The sequence below is a fragment of the Neptunomonas phycophila genome (genome assembly GCF_001922575.1).
In the GTDB taxonomy this organism is placed as follows: Bacteria; Pseudomonadota; Gammaproteobacteria; order Pseudomonadales; family Balneatricaceae; genus Neptunomonas; species Neptunomonas phycophila.
In genome coordinates, this window is the sequence record NZ_MRCI01000004.1 from 1 (window position 1) to 19,742 (window position 19,742).

Consider the following 19,742-nt stretch of genomic DNA (forward strand, 5'->3'; position numbering starts at 1 on the left):
TATTCTCTATCTCTGGTCGTGGTACAGTAGTAACAGGCCGTGTAGAGCGTGGTATCGTTAAAGTCGGCGAAGAGATTGAAATCGTTGGTATCCGCGAAACTACTAAGACAACATGTACTGGTGTTGAAATGTTCCGTAAGTTGCTTGACGAAGGTCGTGCAGGTGAGAACGTTGGTGCATTGTTGCGTGGTACTAAGCGTGATGACGTTGAGCGTGGTCAAGTATTGGCTAAGCCAGGTACAATCAACCCGCACACGAACTTCGAATGTGAAGTATACGTACTGAGCAAAGATGAAGGTGGTCGTCATACTCCATTCTTCAAAGGCTACCGTCCACAGTTCTACTTCCGTACTACTGACGTGACAGGTAACTGTGAATTGCCAGAAGGCGTAGAAATGGTGATGCCAGGTGACAACGTTAAAATGGTTGTTACTCTGATTGCGCCGATCGCGATGGATGAAGGTCTGCGTTTTGCGATCCGTGAAGGCGGTCGTACAGTAGGTGCAGGCGTTGTATCTAAAATCTTCGCTTAATATTGAGTGAAAGATATTTAAAAGCCCTCCAATGGAGGGCTTTTTTGTGTGTGGTTAAAAAATAGCCGCTTTAGCTTGACTGTTAATACGCGCATGAGTAGAATTTGCGTCCCCTTGATCCTGAGGGGAGGTCGGCTATTGCCGTAATCAAACTTTTGAAAAAGTGTGATCAAAATGCAAAACCAGAAAATCAGAATTCGTCTGAAAGCGTTTGATCATCGCTTGATCGACTCGTCCGCGCAGGAAATCGTAGATACTGCTAAGCGTACGGGTGCTCAAGTGCGTGGTCCGATCCCGCTTCCAACTCGCAAAGAGCGTTACACCGTTCTGATCTCTCCGCACGTCAATAAAGACGCGCGCGATCAGTACGAGATTCGTACGCACAAGCGTGTTCTGGACATCGTTGAGCCAACTGAAAAAACAGTTGACGCATTGATGAAGCTGGATCTAGCTGCAGGTGTAGAAGTGCAAATTAGCTTAGGCTAATAAGCAACGCGCAATATCATTTTTACATAATGAAGCGCTGATTGTGGAATGTCCCTGAAATGGGCAGCCGTAGTGGGTAACAGCCCCGTACACAACTGGCAAGAGGTAATTGAAATGTCTGTAGGTTTAATCGGACGCAAAGCGGGTATGACTCGCATCTTCACTGAAGATGGCGTATCCGTGCCAGTCACGGTCATCGAGGTGGATCCGAACCGTGTGACGCAGGTTAAAACTGCTGATCAGGATGGCTATGCAGCTATCCAAGTGACCACTGGTACAGTTAAGGCTAACCGTCTTAACAAGCCAGAAGCTGGACACTTTGCGAAAGCAAATGTTGAAGCAGGTCGCGGTTTATGGGAGTTCCGTCTGTCGGGTGATGAAGAAATCAACGTTGGCGCATTGCTAACAGTTGAGCGCTTCGAAGCAGGTCAGAAAGTGGATGTTAGCGGTCAGTCTAAAGGTAAAGGCTTCCAAGGCGGTATCAAGCGTTGGAATTTCTCTATGCAAGACGCGACTCACGGTAACTCACTATCTCACCGTGCTCCGGGTTCTATCGGTCAGTGTCAAACTCCTGGTCGTGTATGGAAAGGCAAAAAAATGGCAGGTCACATGGGTGCTGAACGCGTTACTGTTCAGACTCTAGAAGTTGTGCGTGTAGACGCAGAACGTAACTTGTTGTTGATTAAAGGTGCTGTTCCAGGCGCAACCGGCGGTGACGTCATCGTTAAACCAGCTGTTAAAGCTGGCGCCAAGGAGGTTTGAAATGAATCTGAATCTCGCTGGAACCAATAATGGGTCGGTCGAAGTATCCGATCTAGCTTTTGGTAAAGATTTCAACGAAGCACTTGTACACCAAGTAGTTACAGCTTACTTGGCTGGTGCTCGTCAAGGTACTAAAGCACAGAAGTCACGTTCTGATGTTGCTGGCGGTGGTGCTAAGCCATTCCGTCAAAAAGGAACGGGTCGTGCTCGTGCTGGTACTGTAAGTTCGCCAATCTGGCGCAGTGGTGGTGTTACATTCGCAGCTCAGCCGCGTAACCACTCGCAGAAAGTGAACAAGAAAATGTATCGTGCAGCTATGCGTTGCATCTTCTCTGAATTGGTTCGTCAAGAGCGTTTAGTTGTTGTTGAGCAGTTCGCGATGGAAGCACCGAAGACTAAGCAGTTTGTCGCTAAGATGAAAGAGCTTGATTTGTCTAATGTGTTGATCGTTACAGAAGACGTAGAAGCTAACCTGTACCTGGCGGCGCGTAACGTGCCACACGTCGATGTGCGTGATGTTGCAGGTGTTGACCCGGTTAGTCTTGTTGGTTTCGACAAGGTTGTAGTTACAGTCCCTGCTCTTAAGAAAATTGAGGAGGCGCTAGCATGAACCAGGAACGTCTGTACAAAGTTCTCTTAGGTCCTCATATCTCTGAGAAAGCAACTATCGTCGCTGACAGTTCGCAGCAGGTAGTTTTCCGTGTGGCAAAAGATGCTACCAAACAAGAAATCAAGGCAGCGGTTGAAGAATTGTTTAACGTCAAAGTTGATGGCGTAAACGTTCTTAACGCAAAAGGTAAGACCAAACGTACTGCGCGTGGCTTAGGCAAGCGTAGTGACGTTCGTAAGGCGTATGTTCGTCTTAGCGAAGGCTCTGAAATTGATTTCCTTGGTGGCGAATAAGAGGGGTTAAATCATGGCAGTTACTAAAACAAAGCCAACCTCTGCTGGCCGTCGTCATGTCGTTAAGGTTTCTGGTGCTGAACTGCACAAAGGTAAGCCGTTAGCTGCACTAGTTGAGAAGAAAAGCAAAACTGGTGGACGTAACAACAATGGTCGCATTACTACGCGTCACATTGGTGGTGGTCATAAGCAGCATTATCGACTCGTCGATTTCCGTCGTAACAAAGACGGAATTCCTGCAGTTGTAGAGCGTTTGGAATATGATCCAAACCGTTCAGCTCACATCGCATTGCTTAAATATGCTGATGGCGAGCGTACTTACATCATTGCGCCTAAAGGTGTTGTTGCTGGTGATAAACTAGTATCAGGTGCTGATGCAGATATTAAAGTTGGTAACACGCTTCCAATCCGTAATGTACCGGTTGGTAGTGTTATCCACTGTATCGAATTGAAGCCTGGCAAGGGTGCGCAAATTGCTCGTTCTGCTGGTACTTCAGCTCAGCTAGTTGCTCGTGAAGGTGCGTACGCTACATTGCGTTTGCGTTCTGGCGAGATGCGTAAAGTCTTGGTTGACTGTCGCGCAACACTGGGTGAAGTAAGCAACAGCGAACATAGCCTACGTCAGCTCGGTAAAGCCGGTGCTAAACGTTGGAAAGGTGTTCGTCCTACCGTTCGCGGTGTTGCTATGAACCCAGTTGATCACCCGCACGGTGGTGGTGAAGGTCGTACTTCGGGCGGTCGTCATCCTGTTACACCATGGGGTGTTCCAACTAAAGGTTATAAAACTCGTAAGAACAAGCGCACGAACAAACTAATCGTTCGTCGCCGTTCCAAGTAACTAGATTGAGGATACAGCTGTGCCACGTTCACTGAAGAAAGGTCCATTTATCGACCTTCACCTGTTGAAGAAGGTAGAAGCTGCAATTGAAAAGAGCGATCGTAAGCCAATTAAAACTTGGTCACGTCGTTCTACAATCTTCCCGCATTTTGTTGGGATGACGATTGCAGTTCATAACGGCCGCCAGCACGTTCCAGTTTTCATTACTGAAGACATGGTTGGCCACAAATTGGGCGAATTTTCTGCTACGCGTACCTATCGTGGTCACGCAGCGGATAAGAAAGCCAAGAAGCGCTAAGGGGATAAATGATGGAAGTCGCTGCTAAACTTATAGGCGCCCGCATTTCTGCTCAGAAGGCGCGCTTGGTTGCTGATCAAATTCGCGGCAAGTCGGTAGGTGAAGCCCTTGAGATCTTATCATTCAGCCCTAAAAAAGGTGCTGATTTGGTTAAGAAGGTGCTTGAGTCTGCAATTGCAAACGCTGAGCACAATGACGGTGCCGATGTTGATGAGTTACGTGTGTCAACTATCTTCGTAGATGAAGCTATGACCATGAAACGCATTAAGCCTCGTGCGAAGGGTCGCGCTGACCGCATCCTGAAGCGCAACTCCCACATCACCGTTAAGGTGTCCGACAAAGGCTGAGGCTAGGAGAGTTCGTTATGGGTCAGAAAATACATCCGACCGGTATTCGACTGGGTATCGTTAAAGATCACACATCTGTGTGGTATGCGGACAAGTCTGAATACGCTGCAAAATTGTTAAATGACTTGCAAGTACGTAGTTACTTGGAAGGTCAGTTGAAAAGTGCTTCTGTAAGCCGCATCGAAATCGAGCGTCCTGCACAGAATGCTAAAATCACCATTTTTACTGCACGTCCAGGTATTGTGATCGGTAAAAAAGGTGAAGATGTTGAAAAACTGCGTAATGCTGTATCAGAAATGATGGGCGTTCCTGTTCATATCAACATTGAAGAAGTTCGTAAGCCTGAATTAGATGCTCAGCTAGTAGCTCAAAGCGTAGCTAGCCAGTTAGAGCGTCGTGTTATGTTCCGTCGTGCTATGAAGCGTGCGGTACAAAACGCTATGCGTCTTGGTGCTAAAGGTATCAAGATTCAGGTAAGCGGTCGTTTGGGTGGCGCTGAGATCGCGCGCTCTGAGTGGTATCGTGAAGGCCGCGTGCCTCTGCACACTCTGCGTGCTGATATCGATTATGCTGCTTATGAAGCGCACACTACTTATGGTGTGATTGGCGTTAAAGTCTGGATCTTCAAAGGTGAAGTTCTTGGTGGTATCGAACAGGTACGTGCTGAGAAGAAAAACCCACCTAAGAAGAAAGGTTCTAAGTGAGGTAAACGTCAATGTTACAACCTAAACGTACGAAATTTCGTAAAATGATGAAAGGCCGTAACCGCGGTCTTGCGCAGCGCGGTAGCGCAGTTAGCTTTGGCGAGTATGGCCTTAAAGCAACTGGACGTGGCCGTATTACTGCTCGTCAAATCGAAGCTGCACGTCGTACCATGACTCGTCACGTTAAGCGTGGTGGTAAAATCTGGATTCGTATTTTTCCAGACAAGCCGATTACCAATAAGCCGCTTGAAGTGCGTATGGGTAAAGGTAAAGGTAACGTGGAGTATTGGGTAGCGCAGATCCAGCCGGGTCGTGTGTTATTTGAGATGGGCGGTGTGCCTGAAGAGCTGGCGACTGAGGCGTTTAACCTAGCCGCTGCTAAGCTGCCGATCGCTACAACCATTGTCAAACGGACGGTGATGTAATGAAAGCTACTGAACTGCGTGAAAAGTCATCTGAAGAACTGCAACAAGAGTTGTTGGGTCTTCTGAAAGATCAGTTCAATCTGCGTATGCAGAAATCAACTGGTCAGTTGGCGCAGACTCACCTACTGAGCCAAGTTCGCCGCGACATCGCTCGCGTTAAGACTGTACTGAATAACAAGGTAGGTGAAAAATGAGCGCTGAAAAACGTACTCGAACTGTTACTGGTCGTGTAATTAGCGACAAGATGGATAAAACCATCACGGTTCTGGTTGAGCGTAAAGAGAAGCATCCGATTTACGGAAAGTTCATTAAGCGCTCCTCCAAGCTGCATGCTCATGATGAGAAAAACGAGTGTAATACTGGTGACTTGGTAACTGTCCAAGAAACGCGTCCAGTATCCAAGAGTAAAACTTGGGCACTAGTTTCTATTGATGAACGTGCTGCGAAGGTGTAATATACGCGCCTTCGCTCCATTTGACGGTTTGCCCGTCATGGTTTGACGGGCAGCTTAATTAGTTTTGGAGTAGACCATGATTCAAACTGAATCTATGCTTGATGTTGCTGATAACAGCGGCGCTAAGCGTGTACAGTGTATTAAGGTCCTAGGTGGTTCCCACCGTCGTTACGCTTGTATCGGCGACATTATTAAGGTGACTGTGAAGGAAGCAATTCCTCGCGGCCGCGTTAAGAAAGGTCAGGTCTTAAACGCTGTTGTTGTACGTACTCGTAAAGGTGTACGTCGCCCAGACGGTTCTATAATCCGCTTTGATACAAACTCAGCGGTATTATTGAATGCCAACGATGCCCCAATGGGTACTCGTATTTTTGGCCCAGTAACGCGTGAACTTCGCTCAGAGAAGTTCATGAAAATCATTTCCCTGGCGCCTGAAGTGCTGTAAGACCTTATTCTTATTGAATTTTGTCTTCGAAAACGCCACTCCCGAAAGGGTTTGGCGTTTTTCAGCATGAGAAGGTAGTAGGAAGCGATATAGGTATAACATGCGTAAAATTAAACGTGACGACGAAGTAATCGTCATCGCAGGCAAAGATAAAGGTAAGCGCGGTACTGTTCTGCGTGTGCTAAAAGATGATCGTTTGATTGTCTCTGGCATCAATATGGTGAAAAAGCACACCAAACCTAACCCAATGTTAGGTAAGCCGGGTGGTATCGTTGAGAAGGAAGCGGGTATTGCTACTTCTAATATTGCGATCTTCAATCCTGCTACCGGAAAGGGTGATCGTGTTGGCTTCAAAATTCTTGAAGATGGCACAAAAGTTCGCTTCTTCAAATCTAACGGCGAAGTCGTCGGTAAATAAGGAGCGGATACCATGTCAAGATTAAAAGCGTTATACGCAAATGAAGTTAAGCTAAAGCTTAAAGAAGAGTTGAATAGCCCGAACATTATGGCTGTTCCTCGCGTTTCTAAAATCACTCTAAATATGGGTGTTGGTGAAGCGTTAGGCGATAAAAAGCAACTTGAAAACGCAGTAGCTGATTTAACAGCTATCGCTGGTCAAAAACCTGTTGTTACTTTGGCTCGCAAATCTATTGCTGGCTTTAAAGTTCGTGAAGGCTGGCCGATCGGTTGTAAAGTAACATTGCGCGGTGAGCGTATGTGGGAATTCTTAGATCGTTTAGTTGACGTTTCTATCCCACGTATTCGTGACTTCCGTGGTTTGAATCCTAAGTCTTTTGACGGTCGTGGTAACTACAGCATGGGTGTTAAAGAGCAGATTATCTTCCCTGAAATCGAATACGATAAGGTTGATAAGTTGCGTGGTCTTGATATTACTGTCACGACTACCGCTCAAACAAACGACGAGGGTCGTGCCTTGCTGGCTGCCCTGGGTTTCCCGTTCAAGAAATAAGACAGGGGTTGGATAATGGCTAAAACTTCAATGAAAGCGCGTGAAGATAAGCGTGCTAAATTGGTTGCTAAGTTCGCTGCAAAACGCGCTGAACTTAAAGCAAAAATTAAGAACCCTGCGACTTCTGATGAAGATCGTTGGGACGCACAAGTTGCGCTGCAAAAATTGCCGCGTGACGCAAACCCGGTTCGTCAACAACGTCGTTGTCAGATCACAGGTCGTCCACATGCGGTTTACCGTAAGTTCGGTCTGAGCCGTATCAAGCTGCGTGAAGCTGCGATGCGTGGTGATGTTCCAGGTTTGAAGAAGGCAAGCTGGTAATACAGTTTGTTAAACGGTAAGCGTGGGGGTCTGGGCATTTTAATGCTACCGCTCCACGCTGCACATATAGGAAGCTTAATAGCATGAGCATGCAAGATACTCTTGCGGATATGTTTACTCGTATTCGTAACGGTCACATGGCTGGTAAAACAGCTGTATCTATGCCGTCTTCCAAAATGAAAGTTTCAGTTGCTGAAGTATTGAAAAGCGAAGGTTACATTGCAGATGTTTCTGTAGAAGGTGACGCTAAGCCAGTACTTACGATTGCGCTGAAGTATTTCGAAGGTAAGCCGGTTATTGAACAGATTAAACGTGTAAGTCGTCCAGGTCTTCGTATCTACAAAGGCTCTAACGATATTCCTTCGGTTTCTGCTGGTTTAGGTGTAGCAATTGTTTCTACATCTAAAGGCGTGATGACTGATCGAGCTGCACGCGCTGCCGGTATCGGTGGTGAAGTCATCTGTACGGTATTCTAAGGGGGTTATATGTCTCGTATTGCGAAAAGTCCCGTAGTTGTACCGGCAGGTGTTGAGGTTAAGTTAGACGGCAATCTTGTTTCTGTTAAAGGCAAGAATGGCCAGCTATCAATGGATATTCATACATCTGTTGAGATCACTCAAGAAGGTAGCGAAGTAAATTTTGCTGCTCGTGATGGCTCTAAAATCGCACGTGCAATGTCTGGTACAGCACGTTCATTGGTTAACAACATGGTCTTTGGTGTGAGCCAAGGTTTTGAAAAAACATTACAGTTGCAAGGTGTTGGTTATCGTGCAGCAGCTAAAGGTAGTGTTTTGAACCTGACTCTAGGTTTCTCACATCCGATCGACTATGCATTGCCTGAAGGCGTAACAGCTGAAACTCCTAACCAAACCACAGTCGTTATTCGTGGTGCTGATAAGCAGCGTGTTGGTCAGGTAGCAGCAGAGATTCGCGCGTTCCGTCCGCCAGAGCCTTATAAAGGTAAAGGTGTACGTTATGCTGACGAATATGTTCGTCGTAAAGAGGCTAAGAAGAAGTAAGGCAGGGTTATGAACGCTAAGAAACAAGCACGTATTCGTCGCTCACGCCGTGCTCGCCTGAAAATGCGCGAACTAGGTGAAGTGCGTCTGTGCGTTAATCGCACACCTCGTCACATCTACGCTCAGCTAATTTCTGCTGATGGTGGTACGGTTCTGGCTTCTGCATCTACTGTAGAACAAGCGCTTCGCGCTGACGCAACAGGTAACGTAGATGCAGCAGGAAAAGTAGGTGTCCTGATCGCTGAACGTGGCAAAGAAGCAGGAATCACAAAAGTCGCTTTTGACCGCTCTGGTTTTAAATACCATGGCCGAGTTAAAGCACTCGCTGATGCAGCCCGTGAAGGCGGCCTAGAATTCTAAAGGGGTCGATGATGTCAAATCACGAACAAAAAGATGGTGAACTGCAAGAGAAGCTAGTTCAAGTAAATCGTGTCGCTAAAGTTGTTAAAGGCGGCCGTATTTTTGCTTTTACTGCGCTAACTGTTGTTGGTGACGGAAATGGCCGTGTAGGCTTTGGCCGTGGTAAAGCGCGTGAAGTGCCTGTAGCTATTCAAAAAGCTATGGAGCAAGCACGCCGTAATATGATCCGTGTTGAGCTAAATGGTGGTACTTTGCAGTACCCAGTTACTGCTCGTCATGGTGCTTCACGTGTATACATGCAGCCTGCTTCTGAAGGTACAGGTGTAATCGCCGGTGGTGCGATGCGTTCTGTTCTTGAAATCGCAGGTGTACACAACGTACTGGCTAAGTGCTACGGCTCTACAAACCCAGTAAACGTTGTTCGCGCAACAGTTAAAGGTTTGCAGCACATGCGCTCACCTGAAGACGTTGCTGCTAAGCGTGGCAAAACTGTAGAAGAGATCCTGGGGTAGACGATTATGGCTAAGACTCTAAAAGTAACTTTAGTTCGCAGTCCAATCGCTACTCTGCCAAAGCATAAGCTTTGCGTAAAGGGTCTAGGTTTGCGCCGTATAGGCCATACTGTTGAGTTGGAAGATACCCCAGCTGTTCGCGGTATGATCAATAAAGTCCACTACATGGTTAATGTAGTAGGCGAGTAAGGGGAGTTCATCACATGCGTCTGAACACTCTCAGTCCAGCTGCTGGCTCTAAGCAAGCACCGAAACGCGTTGGTCGTGGTATCGGTTCTGGTTTAGGCAAGACTGGCGGTCGTGGTCACAAGGGTCAAAAGTCCCGCTCTGGCGGTTCTGTTAAACCGGGATTTGAAGGCGGTCAGATGCCGCTTCAACGTCGTCTGCCAAAATTTGGCTTCACGTCCCGTAAAGCACGTTATGCTACTGAAATTCGTTTAAACGAGTTGAATAGCATTAATGCTGAAGTAATCGATCTGGCAGCACTAAAAGCAGCGGATATCATTTCTGATGAAATCAAAACTGCAAAAGTTATCCTGTCAGGTGAGCTGAAAAAAGCGGTCAACATCAAAGGTCTTAAAGTGACTAAAGGTGCTTTGGCTGCGATTGAAGCTGCTGGCGGTAAAGTCGAGGCGTAAATGGCTAAGCAAGGATCAGTACCAGCAGGACTGCAAAATGGTTTGGGTGAGCTTTGGTCTCGCCTCCGTTTTGTGCTACTAGCGATTATTGTTTATCGTATCGGTGCTCATATACCAGTGCCGGGTATAAACCCAGACCGTCTAGCTGCTTTGTTCGATCAAAATCAGGGGACTATTCTCAGTCTCTTCAATATGTTTTCAGGTGGTGCATTGGAGCGAATGAGTATCCTTGCACTGGGTATCATGCCTTACATCTCTGCCTCTATCATTATGCAGTTGATGACCGTGGTGAGCCCGCATTTGGAACAGTTGAAGAAAGAAGGTGAGGCTGGTCGCCGTAAGATTAATCAGTACACGCGCTACGGCACTGTTGTACTTGCTACAGTTCAATCTTTCGGGATGGCTGTGGGTCTAGCTAATCAGGGGATTGCCTTCTCTGCCGGTTTCAACTTCTACTTTGTAGCTGTTGTTACTCTGGTAGCCGGTGCGGTTTTCTTGATGTGGTTAGGTGAGCAAGTTACTGAACGTGGTATCGGTAATGGTATTTCTATCCTGATTTTCGCTGGTATTGTTGCTGGTTTGCCAAGTGCTATAGGGCAGTCATTTGAGGCTGCTCGTCAGGGAGACCTGAATATATTAGCGCTATTAGCGATTGCGGTTTTAGCAGTTGCTACTGTTGGTTTTGTTGTGTTTATGGAGCGCGGTCAGCGTCGTATTACCATAAACTACGCGAAACGACAGCAAGGGCGACAAGTGTTTGCTGCGCAAACTAGTCACCTACCGCTTAAAGTCAATATGGCTGGTGTAATACCACCTATATTTGCGTCGAGTATTTTACTGTTTCCTGCATCTGTTGGTCAGTGGTTTGGGCAAACAGAAGGAATGGAATGGTTGCAAGACATCGCCTTGGCTTTAGGGCCAGGCCAGCCTTTGTATATCATTCTGTTTGCAGTTTGTATCGTGTTCTTCTGTTACTTCTACACCGCGATTATGTTTAATCCGCGTGAAGTAGCCGATAACCTCAAGAAGTCAGGTGCTTTTATTCCGGGTATACGCCCAGGTGAGCAGTCTGCCCGTTACATCGATACTGTATTAGGTCGCTTAACTTTGTTTGGTGCCTTATACATAACAGCTGTATCGCTGATGCCACAATTTCTTGTGGTAGCTTGGAACGTACCCTTCTATTTTGGTGGTACGTCCTTGCTGATCGTTGTAGTCGTGGTTATGGACTTTATGGCTCAGGTGCAGTCACATTTGATGTCGCATCAATACGAGTCCCTGATGAAAAAATCTAATCTCAAAGGTAGCGGCGCAGGTTTACTGCGCTGAGCACCCTAGGAGTGGATCATGAAAGTACGTGCATCTGTAAAAAAGATTTGCCGTAATTGCAAAATCGTACGTCGTAACGGTACCGTTCGCGTGATCTGCAAAGTGGAACCTCGCCACAAGCAGCGTCAGGGTTAATCGCCTGACTGGGGCATAGAAGGTGCGTTTACGCAGTTGATTTAATTTTAATCAGGGCGTATAATTGCGCGCCTTCTATGTACATATAATAGAATTTTTGTGTTTAGGCACACATTAGATGGAGTAAGTTGAATGGCCCGTATAGCTGGCGTCAATATTCCTGACAATAAGCATGCGGTTATTTCTCTGACTTACATTTATGGGATTGGCCGCACTACTGCTAAGAAACTCTGTGTTGCATCTGGCATCGCTGAATCTACCAAGATAGGCGATTTAACAGATGAGCAACTAGATGTAGTTCGTGGTGAAGTGGGTAAGTTTACTGTCGAAGGTGACCTGCGTAGAGAGCTCACATTGAGCATCAAGCGCCTAATGGACCTCGGATGTTTCCGTGGTATCCGTCATCGTCGCAACTTGCCTGTTCGTGGGCAGCGTAGTAAGACCAATGCGCGTACGCGTAAAGGTCCACGTAAGCCGATCCGTAAATAAGTGTTAAGCGATAGGAATTTCCAATATGGCTAAGCCAGGTAATCGCACACGTAAAAAGGTTAAAAAGCAGGTAGTGGATGGCTTTGCGCATATCCACGCTTCTTTTAACAATACAATTATCACCATTACCGATCGCCAAGGTAATGCTCTTTCTTGGGCAACCTCTGGAGGCTCTGGCTTCCGTGGTTCTCGTAAGAGCACTCCGTTCGCAGCTCAGGTTGCTGCAGAACGTGCCGGTCAGGCAGCTTTGGAATATGGTTTAAAAAATCTTGACGTTTTTGTTAAGGGTCCTGGTCCAGGTCGTGAGTCAGCAGTGCGTGCACTCAACGGTTGTGGATACAAGATCAGTAACATTACAGACGTAACGCCGATTCCACATAACGGCTGTCGTCCACCCAAAAAACGTCGCGTATAAACTGGAGTCGGTAAAATGGCAAGATATCTTGGACCGAAGTGCAAGCTGTCACGCCGTGAAGGTACAGACCTCTTTCTGAAGAGCGGTGTCCGTGCATTAGACAGTAAGTGTAAAGCTGAAACTGTTCCTGGTGTACATGGTGCTCGTCGTGGTCGTCTGTCTGATTACGGTTTGCAGCTCCGAGAAAAACAGAAAGTACGTCGTATTTACGGTGTATTGGAACGTCAGTTCCGCAACTACTACAAAGAAGCTGCTCGTCAAGCAGGTTCAACAGGTGAGAACTTGTTGCAATTGCTAGAAGGGCGTTTGGATAACGTGGTATATCGTATGGGATTTGGCTCTACACGTGCTGAATCTCGTCAGATCGTATCCCACCGTCAGATTACTGTTAATGGTCAAGTTGTGAATATCGCTTCTTACCAAGTTCAGGCGGGTGATGTGGTCGCAGTTCGTGAAAAAGCGAAAAACCAATTGCGTGTTAAAAACGCGTTGGATTTAGCTTCTCAGCGCGCTCCTATTGAGTGGGTTGCCGTTGACTCTAGCAAAATGGAAGGTACTTTTAAGTCTATTCCTGAGCGCAGTGAGTTGTCAGCAGACATCAATGAGCAGCTGATCGTAGAGCTGTACTCTAAGTAATTCATGAACTCTTGATTGGTGGAACTATGCAGCGTTCTGTAAACGAGTTTCTGAGCCCTCGTCATATTGACGTTCAGGAAATCAGTAACACACGTGCAAAAGTGACTTTAGAACCTCTAGAGCGTGGTTTTGGTCACACGTTGGGCAACGCTCTGCGTCGTATTCTTTTATCTTCAATGCCTGGCTGTGCCGTCACTGAAGTTGAAATTGACGGTGTATTGCACGAATACAGCACTTTAGAAGGTGTGCAGGAAGACGTTATCGAAATCCTGTTAAATCTTAAAGGTGTTGCTATCGCTCTGCACAATGGTGATGAAGCTACGTTAACTCTGACTAAGTCGGGATCTGGTGCAGTTACTGCCGGTGATATCCAGCTTAATCAAGATGTTGAAGTTGCGAATCCAGATCACGTGATTGCTCACCTGAATTCAGGTGCGACACTTAATATGCAGTTGAAGGTAACGCGTGGTCGTGGTTACGTACCGGCTGATAGTCGTATCAGTGACGAGGACGAAACTCGCGCTATTGGTCGCCTCCAGCTGGACGCAACTTTTAGCCCGGTTCGCCGTGTTTCTTATGTTGTCGAAAGTGCTCGTGTGGAACAGCGTACTGACTTAGATAAGCTTGTTATAGATATCGAGTCTAACGGTACGATTGATCCTGAAGAGTGCATCCGTCGCGCAGCAACTATCCTACAACATCAACTGTCTGTATTTGTTGATCTTGAAGATGCTGCTGACCAGGCGAAAGATGAGCCAGCAGAGCCGGAAGTAGATCCGATTCTGTTGCGCCCTGTCGATGATTTGGAATTGACGGTTCGTTCCGCCAACTGTCTGAAAGCAGAGCAGATTTACTATATTGGTGATCTGATTCAGCGTACAGAAGTTGAGCTACTGAAGACTCCAAATCTAGGCAAAAAGTCGCTGACAGAGATCAAAGACGTACTTGCATCTAAAGGTTTATCTTTAGGTATGCGTCTTGAGAACTGGCCTCCGGCTAGCCTGAAGAACGACGATAAAATCGCGTCATAAGACGCGGTTTTTATAAGACCAAGTTGGTAAGGAATTTACAATGCGTCATCGTAAATCTGGCCGCCATTTAAATCGTACCAGCTCACACCGCAAGGCGATGTTCAAGAGCATGGCTAACTCTCTGATTGAGCATGAATTAATCAGAACTACGTTGCCAAAAGCTAAAGAACTACGTCGTGTTGCTGAGCCACTGATTACACTGGCAAAAGAAGATTCGGTTGCTAATCGCCGTCTGGCATTCGACCGTACACGTAGTAAAGAAGCAGTTGGTAAACTGTTTAACGAGCTAGGTCCGCGTTATGCGAATCGTCCTGGTGGTTACATTCGCATTCTTAAATGCGGTAGCCGTCCTGGTGATAATGCACCTATGGCTTACGTTGAATTGGTTGATCGTAAACCAGCTTCAGCTTCAGAAGAGTAAGCTCTTCAATAAAAAAACCCGGTACGCCGGGTTTTTTTTCGTCTGTCGTTTAGCTTTGTCCAATTTTTTAGGTTGGTTAAGGGACAAATCTAACCAACCTAATTAATCGGGTATCCCTATCGCTTAAGCAAAGGCTTTAAGAAGCGTCCAGTATGAGACTCTGGAGAGTCCGCAACTGATTCAGGCGTACCTTGCGCGATAATATAGCCACCTTTACTGCCGCCTTCAGGCCCTAAGTCGATTAACCAATCAGCTGTTTTTATAACATCCAAGTTGTGCTCGATAATGACTACCGTATTGCCATGGTCTCTAAGACGGTTAAGTACGCCGAGTAGCTGTTCTATATCATAAAAATGTAGACCAGTTGTAGGTTCATCTAGGATGTATAGAGTCTTGCCTGTATCACGCTTGGAAAGTTCTTTCGCTAATTTAACGCGTTGAGCTTCCCCTCCAGAAAGTGTGGTTGCTGCTTGTCCAAGCTTGATGTAAGAAAGACCAACATCGATAAGCGTTTGTAGGCGTCTTGCTAATGCGGGTATAGCATCAAAGAAGACGCGAGCATCTTCGATAGTCAGCCCAAGAATTTCATCAATACTCTTACCTTTGTATTTGATTTCTAAGGTTTCGCGGTTGTAGCGTTTTCCTTTACAAATATCACAAGGCACATAAATATCAGCCAAAAAATGCATCTCTACTTTAATGACGCCATCACCTTGGCATGCTTCGCATCGTCCGCCTTTAACATTAAAGCTAAAACGGCCTGGTTTATAACCGCGTGAGCGTGATTCTTGAGTGCCTGCTAACAGTTCTCTTACCGGTGTGAATATGCCTGTATAGGTGGCCGGATTTGAACGAGGTGTTCGGCCGATAGGGCTTTGATCTATGTCGATAACTTTATCGAAGTGCTCAAGGCCTTCTATTTTCTCATAAGGTGCTGCTTCTAGTGTCGTTGCGTTATTAAGCGCGGTAGCAGCTAGCGGGTAGAGTGTATTGTTAATAAGCGTAGATTTACCCGAACCTGAGACTCCCGTCACGCAAGTCATCACACCCACTGGTATTTCAAGCGTTACATTGTCTAAGTTGTTACCACTGGCACCGGTTAAAACCAGCTTTTTGTTTGGGTCAATGGGGTTACGTGTTTTAGGGATCTGTATTGCTTTTTTGCCGCTGAGGTAGAGCCCCGTTAACGAGTTTGGGTTCTCCATGACTTCTTTAGGGGTGCCGGCCGCGACGACTTCACCGCCATGAACGCCTGCGCCTGGTCCTATATCGACGACATAATCAGCGAGTCTAATCGCGTCTTCGTCATGCTCTACCACAATGACAGTGTTACCTAAGCTTTTTAAATGCTCTAGTGTTTGAAGTAGTCGCTCGTTGTCGCGTTGATGCAGGCCTATTGAGGGCTCGTCAAGGATGTACATAACACCCACGAGGCCTGCACCAATTTGGCTGGCAAGCCGGATTCGTTGAGCTTCACCGCCAGACAAGGTATCAGCCTTACGGTCAAGGGATAGATAATCCAGGCCGACATTGACCAAGAAGGATAGACGAAGCCTAATTTCTTTTAAGATCTTATCGGCGATTTCACCTTGTTTGCCAGTAAGTTTTAGATTTTCGAAGTAGTCCATGCCTTCGCCGATAGGCATAATCACGATATCAGGTAGCGTCTTCTCTTCGATAAACACATGGCGGGCATCACGTCGTAAGCGTGTGCCATGGCATGACGGACAAGGCTGCATATTGAGATATTTAGCTAGGTCATCGCGTACCATCTCTGATTCAGTTTCTTTATATCGCCGCTCAAGGTTATTGAGTACGCCTTCGAAAGGATGCGATTTTACGATGCTGTCACCGCGGTCATTCAGGTATTTAAAAGGAACTGTGGTTTTACCTGACCCTTTTAGGATGGCATCCTGATGTTTTTTGTCGAGTTGGTTAAACGGCGTATCCATATCAAAGCCAAAGTGCTCCGCGACCGCTTTGAGTTGTTGGAAATAATACAGGGCCCTACGGTCCCAGCCTCTGATGGCGCCTTCTGATAAAGTTAAAGAATCGTCATGCACCACTTTTTTAGGGTCGAAGTATTGCTTTACACCTAAACCATCACAGCTAGGGCAAGCGCCATGTGGGTTGTTAAACGAAAATAAACGAGGTTCTAGTTCTTGAATGCTGTGTCCACACTCTGGGCATGCGAACCGCGAAGAGAAGACCATGTCATCTTGGTCGCCGTCCATATAAGCAACACGTGCAATACCGTCAGTGAGGTTTAGTGCGGTTTCAAAAGACTCGGCTAATCGAATTTGGAGATCGTCCCGTACCTTGAAGCGATCAACCACGACCTCGATCGAGTGTTTTTTGTTTTTGTCTAGCTCGGGTGCTGTATCTAGGTCGACAACGATTCCATTAATGCGCGCTCGAACAAAACCCTGTGCACGTAAGTCATGCAAAGTATGTAAGTGCTCACCTTTGCGCCCTTGTACAACAGGAGCAAGCAACATAAGTTTGGTGTCTTCTGGTAAGGCAATAACCTGGTCAACCATCTGGCTTACCGTTTGAGCCGCTAAGGGAAGGTTATGATCAGGACATCTAGGCTCCCCAGCTCGCGCAAAAAGTAGGCGAAGGTAATCATAGATTTCAGTAATAGTGCCTACTGTTGAGCGCGGGTTATGAGAGGTCGACTTCTGCTCAATGGAGATGGCCGGTGATAATCCCTCAATATGGTCAACATCAGGCTTTTCCATCATAGATAGAAATTGGCGCGCATAAGTCGATAGCGATTCAACATACCGCCTTTGTCCTTCAGCATAGAGAGTGTCAAAGGCTAAGGATGACTTTCCTGAGCCAGATAGCCCCGTTATTACGACTAATTTATCGCGAGGAATATCAAGGTCGATGTTTTTCAGGTTATGGGTGCGCGCACCGCGAACCAGAATGGTATCCATGTATGCTCCAGTCAGACTTCAGATCAGCAAAGGGGGATTATAGAGTACCGATGATAGGCAGCGCTATGATATGCTTATCTGAATAATTTTTAACCCGTTCTTAAGGAATGAGAATGAGGTTTTAAACGGTAATAGACAATGCACATCTTTAGATGTTCATCGTTATGATTTGTAATAAAAAGCGAAGGCTTTGACAGTAAACGAGGGTTCGTATGGCGCGCGGTATCAATAAGGTCATTCTAGTCGGTAATCTTGGAGGCGATCCTGAAGTTCGCTACATGCCATCTGGTAATGCAGTGACCAACATTACAATTGCTACCAGTGAAAGCTGGAAAGACAAGCAAACAGGGCAAAACCAAGAACGCACGGAATGGCATCGTATTGTCTTCTTCAATAAGCTAGCAGAGATCGCAGGTGAATACTTGCGTAAAGGCTCTCAGGTATACGTTGAAGGAGCACTACGTACGCGCAAGTGGCAAGATCAAAGTGGTCAAGATCGTTACACGACTGAGATTGTAGCGAGCGAACTGCAGATGCTAGGTGGTCGCGGAGGCGATAATAGTGGTGGTGGGTATAATCAAGACCCAGGGTACGGTTCTCAGCAGGCTCCTCAGCAAAATAGCCGCCCGGCTCCAAGTCAGCCAGCTCCACAGCAAAATCGCCCTGCCCCAGCGCCTCAGCAACAGACGCCTGCGCCAGCGCCAAACTTTGATGACTTTGACGACGATATTCCATTTTAGGCTCTGAATACAAACAAAGCCTATATTAAAATTCGTTTAGAAAAATATACTGTAAAGCCCAGCTAAGATGCTGGGCTTTTTTATGTGAGAATGAACAGTAGGCTTACATTAGTTATTATTTTGACTGAGTGAATTTAAACTGCTTATAAGGGTTTCCGTTCAGTTACTTTGCATTATACTGGCTTGATAAATTAGTAAATTTTTTTGAGGTTATATGGCAGGGTGGAGTCAGTCGGCGCCTATAAAAGTATTAGTGACAGGAGCGCAGGGCCAAGTTGGTTCTGAGCTGGTGAAGCTTGGGTTTAGTGATACGTACTTTGAGATGATAGCGCTGGATCGCCACGGCATGGATATCACTTCGGTTGAGTCTATTCGTCATGCGCTGGATCATTATATGCCCGATTATGTGGTGAATACCGCTGCCTATAACAAGGTGGACGCAGCCGAGCATGATAAGCAGCATTGTTTTAAGCTCAACCGTGATGGAATTGCTAACCTAGCTGAGGAGTGTGGCGCGCTTTCAATCCCTATTGTGCACTTATCCACCGATCACCTATTTGATGGCCATTATGCGAGTGGTTATAGCGAAGATGATGAAGTATCACCCTTGGGTGTGTTTGGGGAAAGCAAACGCCAGGGAGAGGAGTTGCTCCGTCAATACCAGCCAAAGCATATCATATTGCGTGTGAGTTGGATTTTTAGCACCCATGGTTATAACTATTTACTGCGCACATTAGAAAAAGCACGTGTGAGCCAAGCTATTGAAGCGGCTGATGATCGTCAAGGATGCCCTACGTCGGCAAGTGATGTTGCTCGGGTCATTGTCGCTATTATTAAGCAGTTGGATAATGGAGCAGAGGCTTGGGGAACGTATCACTATTGTGGCGCTGAGATAACGACTCGTTATCGCTTTACCGAGGCTATCTTGGCGGGAGCAGGGCAGTACGAGGCGCTCAAAACAGAAGTGCTCATACCTGTACCTAAAAAAGAGCTGCATGCCGAAGTCGAGCGGCCAGCTTCCTCTGTTTTAAAATGTCATAAACTGCTTAGCACTTTTGGTATCAAGCAGCGTCCTTGGCGCAGTGAGCTGGTGAGTGTGTTGCGGGATATTTACACGAATAAGCGCTACTGACCTTACCTTGTTATCTAAAGGTAAAGGCTAGCGCTTGGCTAGCCTTTACTGCTACTTGTTTACCATGGCATTGGATTGTGAGTAACGGCGACACTTGCGATATACCCTACGGTTATTAAACCTAATATAAAGGCCGTAGCGCGTACCTTCTTTGTTTTTCCTTTCTTTAAGGCGACTACGCCTAATGCAATATAAACAATCAAACCGATAATTTTTGCGTTAACCCAGCCGGACTGGAATGGATAGGCTTGTAAAATGATAACCAAGGCTATCGCGCTGAGTAGTAATACAGTGTCAATAATGTGCGGAAGCACACGCATGAGTTTATTACGAATCCACTGCGCATCAACTAGCATGCCTAGACCGCGGGCTATAAAAAGTAAGACACTCAGGCCTACACATGTCATATGCAGGTGTTTAAAAAGCGGGTACAGTTCAGTCATATTAGATTCCGATA

Annotated in this window: 33 protein-coding genes; 31 read left to right on the top strand and 2 right to left on the bottom strand. The window is 46.5% G+C overall.

The features are described 5' to 3' along the window. The 29 genes from BS617_RS16610 to rplQ all read left to right on the top strand — a co-directional run. A partial coding sequence (locus tag BS617_RS16610) for an EF-Tu C-terminal domain-related protein (RefSeq protein ID WP_249263639.1) occupies window positions 1-533 on the top strand: 533 nt, incomplete at its 5' end. A gap of 174 nt (window positions 534-707) precedes the next feature. Further along, complete coding sequence (gene rpsJ / locus BS617_RS16615; RefSeq protein WP_075174125.1) at window positions 708-1,019, top strand: 30S ribosomal protein S10; 312 nt, start codon at window positions 708-710, stop codon at window positions 1,017-1,019. Window positions 1,020-1,133: 114 nt separating this feature from the next. After that, window positions 1,134-1,781 (top strand): 50S ribosomal protein L3, encoded by a 648-nt coding sequence (gene rplC, locus BS617_RS16620; RefSeq protein ID WP_075174126.1) that lies wholly within the window; start codon window positions 1,134-1,136, stop codon window positions 1,779-1,781. Between the two features lies 1 nt (window position 1,782). Further along, complete coding sequence (gene rplD / locus BS617_RS16625; protein ID WP_075174127.1) at window positions 1,783-2,391, top strand: 50S ribosomal protein L4; 609 nt, start codon at window positions 1,783-1,785, stop codon at window positions 2,389-2,391. Further along, window positions 2,388-2,684, top strand: coding sequence for a 50S ribosomal protein L23 (gene rplW / locus BS617_RS16630; protein ID WP_075174128.1), 297 nt, complete (start codon window positions 2,388-2,390; stop codon window positions 2,682-2,684). Before rplD ends, rplW begins: the two co-directional genes overlap by 4 nt. Window positions 2,685-2,697: 13 nt before the next feature. After that, the gene (gene rplB / locus BS617_RS16635; protein ID WP_075174129.1) at window positions 2,698-3,522 is read left to right on the top strand and encodes a 50S ribosomal protein L2; all 825 of its coding nucleotides are present in this window, start codon (window positions 2,698-2,700) and stop codon (window positions 3,520-3,522) included. A gap of 19 nt (window positions 3,523-3,541) precedes the next feature. Beyond that, window positions 3,542-3,820, top strand: coding sequence for a 30S ribosomal protein S19 (gene rpsS / locus BS617_RS16640; protein ID WP_075174130.1), 279 nt, complete (start codon window positions 3,542-3,544; stop codon window positions 3,818-3,820). A gap of 8 nt (window positions 3,821-3,828) precedes the next feature. After that, the gene (gene rplV / locus BS617_RS16645) at window positions 3,829-4,167 is read left to right on the top strand and encodes a 50S ribosomal protein L22 (protein ID WP_425488321.1); all 339 of its coding nucleotides are present in this window, start codon (window positions 3,829-3,831) and stop codon (window positions 4,165-4,167) included. Window positions 4,168-4,184: 17 nt separating this feature from the next. Then, window positions 4,185-4,871, top strand: a complete 687-nt coding sequence (gene rpsC, locus BS617_RS16650) for a 30S ribosomal protein S3 (protein ID WP_075174132.1) — start codon at window positions 4,185-4,187, stop codon at window positions 4,869-4,871. A gap of 11 nt (window positions 4,872-4,882) precedes the next feature. Beyond that, window positions 4,883-5,296, top strand: a complete 414-nt coding sequence (gene rplP, locus BS617_RS16655) for a 50S ribosomal protein L16 (RefSeq protein WP_075174133.1) — start codon at window positions 4,883-4,885, stop codon at window positions 5,294-5,296. Beyond that, a complete protein-coding gene (rpmC, locus tag BS617_RS16660; RefSeq protein WP_075174134.1) occupies window positions 5,296-5,490 on the top strand; it encodes a 50S ribosomal protein L29 in 195 nt (64 codons plus the stop codon). Before rplP ends, rpmC begins: the two co-directional genes overlap by 1 nt. Then, window positions 5,487-5,750, top strand: a complete 264-nt coding sequence (gene rpsQ, locus BS617_RS16665; protein WP_075174135.1) for a 30S ribosomal protein S17 — start codon at window positions 5,487-5,489, stop codon at window positions 5,748-5,750. The genes rpmC and rpsQ overlap by 4 nt, the downstream gene beginning before the upstream one ends. 76 nt (window positions 5,751-5,826) lie before the next feature. Then, a complete protein-coding gene (rplN, locus tag BS617_RS16670) occupies window positions 5,827-6,195 on the top strand; it encodes a 50S ribosomal protein L14 (RefSeq protein ID WP_075174136.1) in 369 nt (122 codons plus the stop codon). A 100-nt stretch (window positions 6,196-6,295) separates the two neighbouring features. Next, on the top strand, window positions 6,296-6,613 hold the full coding sequence (rplX, locus tag BS617_RS16675) for a 50S ribosomal protein L24 (RefSeq protein ID WP_075174137.1): 318 nt from the start codon (window positions 6,296-6,298) through the stop codon (window positions 6,611-6,613). Window positions 6,614-6,625: 12 nt separating this feature from the next. Beyond that, window positions 6,626-7,165 carry a 50S ribosomal protein L5 gene (rplE, locus tag BS617_RS16680; RefSeq protein ID WP_075174138.1) on the top strand — a complete coding sequence of 180 codons (540 nt, stop codon included), beginning with the start codon at window positions 6,626-6,628 and terminating at the stop codon, window positions 7,163-7,165. Between the two features lie 15 nt (window positions 7,166-7,180). Next, window positions 7,181-7,486 (top strand): 30S ribosomal protein S14, encoded by a 306-nt coding sequence (gene rpsN / locus BS617_RS16685; RefSeq protein ID WP_075174139.1) that lies wholly within the window; start codon window positions 7,181-7,183, stop codon window positions 7,484-7,486. 83 nt (window positions 7,487-7,569) lie between these two features. Further along, a complete protein-coding gene (gene rpsH, locus BS617_RS16690; protein ID WP_075174140.1) occupies window positions 7,570-7,962 on the top strand; it encodes a 30S ribosomal protein S8 in 393 nt (130 codons plus the stop codon). Window positions 7,963-7,971: 9 nt separating this feature from the next. Beyond that, window positions 7,972-8,505: a 50S ribosomal protein L6 gene (gene rplF / locus BS617_RS16695; RefSeq protein WP_075174141.1), complete on the top strand. Its 534-nt coding sequence runs from the start codon at window positions 7,972-7,974 to the stop codon at window positions 8,503-8,505. Window positions 8,506-8,514: 9 nt separating this feature from the next. Continuing rightward, window positions 8,515-8,865: a 50S ribosomal protein L18 gene (rplR, locus tag BS617_RS16700; protein WP_075174142.1), complete on the top strand. Its 351-nt coding sequence runs from the start codon at window positions 8,515-8,517 to the stop codon at window positions 8,863-8,865. Between the two features lie 11 nt (window positions 8,866-8,876). Continuing rightward, the gene (gene rpsE, locus BS617_RS16705) at window positions 8,877-9,377 is read left to right on the top strand and encodes a 30S ribosomal protein S5 (RefSeq protein ID WP_075174143.1); all 501 of its coding nucleotides are present in this window, start codon (window positions 8,877-8,879) and stop codon (window positions 9,375-9,377) included. A gap of 6 nt (window positions 9,378-9,383) precedes the next feature. Then, a complete protein-coding gene (rpmD, locus tag BS617_RS16710) occupies window positions 9,384-9,566 on the top strand; it encodes a 50S ribosomal protein L30 (protein WP_075174144.1) in 183 nt (60 codons plus the stop codon). A 14-nt stretch (window positions 9,567-9,580) separates the two neighbouring features. Continuing rightward, a complete protein-coding gene (gene rplO, locus BS617_RS16715) occupies window positions 9,581-10,015 on the top strand; it encodes a 50S ribosomal protein L15 (protein ID WP_075174145.1) in 435 nt (144 codons plus the stop codon). Next, window positions 10,016-11,344: a preprotein translocase subunit SecY gene (secY, locus tag BS617_RS16720; protein ID WP_075174146.1), complete on the top strand. Its 1,329-nt coding sequence runs from the start codon at window positions 10,016-10,018 to the stop codon at window positions 11,342-11,344. Between the two features lie 18 nt (window positions 11,345-11,362). Then, window positions 11,363-11,479, top strand: coding sequence for a 50S ribosomal protein L36 (rpmJ, locus tag BS617_RS16725; protein ID WP_075174147.1), 117 nt, complete (start codon window positions 11,363-11,365; stop codon window positions 11,477-11,479). 132 nt (window positions 11,480-11,611) lie between these two features. Continuing rightward, on the top strand, window positions 11,612-11,968 hold the full coding sequence (gene rpsM, locus BS617_RS16730) for a 30S ribosomal protein S13 (RefSeq protein WP_075174148.1): 357 nt from the start codon (window positions 11,612-11,614) through the stop codon (window positions 11,966-11,968). Window positions 11,969-11,993: 25 nt separating this feature from the next. Next, window positions 11,994-12,383 carry a 30S ribosomal protein S11 gene (gene rpsK, locus BS617_RS16735; RefSeq protein WP_075174149.1) on the top strand — a complete coding sequence of 130 codons (390 nt, stop codon included), beginning with the start codon at window positions 11,994-11,996 and terminating at the stop codon, window positions 12,381-12,383. 15 nt (window positions 12,384-12,398) lie between these two features. Beyond that, window positions 12,399-13,019: a 30S ribosomal protein S4 gene (gene rpsD, locus BS617_RS16740; protein ID WP_075174150.1), complete on the top strand. Its 621-nt coding sequence runs from the start codon at window positions 12,399-12,401 to the stop codon at window positions 13,017-13,019. Between the two features lie 26 nt (window positions 13,020-13,045). Beyond that, window positions 13,046-14,050: a DNA-directed RNA polymerase subunit alpha gene (locus tag BS617_RS16745; protein ID WP_075174151.1), complete on the top strand. Its 1,005-nt coding sequence runs from the start codon at window positions 13,046-13,048 to the stop codon at window positions 14,048-14,050. A 40-nt stretch (window positions 14,051-14,090) separates the two neighbouring features. Then, window positions 14,091-14,471, top strand: coding sequence for a 50S ribosomal protein L17 (gene rplQ, locus BS617_RS16750; RefSeq protein WP_075174152.1), 381 nt, complete (start codon window positions 14,091-14,093; stop codon window positions 14,469-14,471). A 116-nt stretch (window positions 14,472-14,587) separates the two neighbouring features. On the opposite strand, the gene uvrA is transcribed toward rplQ, so the two are convergent. Continuing rightward, window positions 14,588-17,413, bottom strand: coding sequence for an excinuclease ABC subunit UvrA (uvrA, locus tag BS617_RS16755; protein ID WP_075174153.1), 2,826 nt, complete (start codon window positions 17,411-17,413; stop codon window positions 14,588-14,590). Between the two features lie 212 nt (window positions 17,414-17,625). Here uvrA and ssb point away from each other — a divergent pair, with 212 nt between their 5' ends. Together ssb and rfbD are read left to right on the top strand one after the other, a co-directional pair. Further along, the gene (gene ssb, locus BS617_RS16760) at window positions 17,626-18,153 is read left to right on the top strand and encodes a single-stranded DNA-binding protein (RefSeq protein ID WP_075174154.1); all 528 of its coding nucleotides are present in this window, start codon (window positions 17,626-17,628) and stop codon (window positions 18,151-18,153) included. Between the two features lie 214 nt (window positions 18,154-18,367). Beyond that, window positions 18,368-19,285 (top strand): dTDP-4-dehydrorhamnose reductase, encoded by a 918-nt coding sequence (gene rfbD / locus BS617_RS16765; RefSeq protein ID WP_075174155.1) that lies wholly within the window; start codon window positions 18,368-18,370, stop codon window positions 19,283-19,285. 59 nt (window positions 19,286-19,344) lie between these two features. On the opposite strand, the gene BS617_RS16770 is transcribed toward rfbD, so the two are convergent. Beyond that, entirely contained in the window at window positions 19,345-19,728 is a 384-nt protein-coding gene (locus BS617_RS16770; RefSeq protein WP_212667479.1) for a SirB2 family protein, read from the bottom strand. Window positions 19,729-19,742 lie beyond the last annotated feature (14 nt).